Raw genomic sequence first — 1,179 nt, forward strand, 5'->3', positions numbered from 1 at the left:
AGCTTGTCGTTTAACCTGCCGGGTTCGTTGATGTGACCCCGGTCGGTCATCAGAGCAGCCCTTGCCTGATCATGGCTTTTGCGAGAAACAGTGATCAAGAACAAGGGCTGGGATGATCAGTGTGCACGGCGCCGACGAGGCCGGTGAGTTGGGTCTGCTGGCGGTGTTCCGGCAGGCGGTGTACGACTGCCTGCTCCGGCGGGCCGACGCGTTGTTCGAGTTGAGTGACGCGCAACTGTGTGGCGACGGCCCGGTGAGCAGCCTGGTCGGTTTGTCCCTGACCGCCGAGCATCGCCGTGGTCACGGGGCGTTGTACGACGCGGTTAACGCCGGCCGGGTGGACGTCGAACGGCTGCGCCGGGAACTGGCCGGGCTGCCGGTGCCGCGCGACACGTCGGGTCGGATCGTGCTCGCGGTGGATGTGAGCAACTGGCTGCGGCCGGACGCGGCGACCGCATCGGATCGATCGTTCTGTCATGTGTACGGGCGCGGCAAAGGCGCCGCGCAGTTGATCCCGGGCTGGCCGTACTCGTTCGTGGCCGCGCTGGAGGCGGGCCGCACTTCGTGGACGGCCGTGCTGGACGCGGTCCGGATCGGCCCGACCGACGACGTCACCGAGGTGACCGCCAGCCAACTCCGGCAGGTGCTCGGCCGGCTGCGTGCCGCCGGGCAATGGACCGAGGGTGACCCGCCGCTGCTGGTCGTGCTCGACGCGGGCTACGACCCGGTCCGGCTGGCCTGGCTACTGTCCGACTTGCCGGTGATCGTGGCCGCCCGGATCCGCTCGGACCGGGTGTTCCACCTGCCCGTACCCGAGCGGGAGCACGGTCGCACAGGCCGGCCCGCCCGGCACGGCCCCGCCATCGACCTGGACCGCCCGGACACCCACCCGCCCACCACGGTGTCCACCATGACCGAGACCAGCCGCTACGGCGCCGCGTACGCCGACGCATGGGACCGCACCCACCAGCAGTTGCACCGCCGCGGCGGCTGGGCCGCCCACCAGGGGCAACTGCCGATCGTGCAGGGCACCCTGATCCGGCTGACCGTGGACCGGCTGCCCGGCGACCGGCACCCGAAGCCGGTCTGGCTGTGGTGTTCCGCGACCAGCCTGGACACCACCACAGTCGACCGGATCTGGCAGTCCTATCTGCGCCGCTTCGATGTGGAACACACTTT

The 1,179-nt window shown here is 69.9% G+C and carries 1 protein-coding gene; it reads left to right on the forward strand.

Going from position 1 to position 1,179, the window contains the following annotated elements; translation table 11 throughout:
* Nucleotides 1-112: 112 nt before the first annotated feature.
* A partial coding sequence (locus ACLQ24_RS29740; protein ID WP_425895054.1) for a transposase occupies nt 113-1,179 on the forward strand: 1,067 nt, incomplete at its 3' end.

The sequence above is a fragment of the Micromonospora sp. DT4 genome (assembly GCF_049841675.1).
Taxonomy (GTDB): Bacteria; Actinomycetota; Actinomycetes; order Mycobacteriales; family Micromonosporaceae; genus Micromonospora.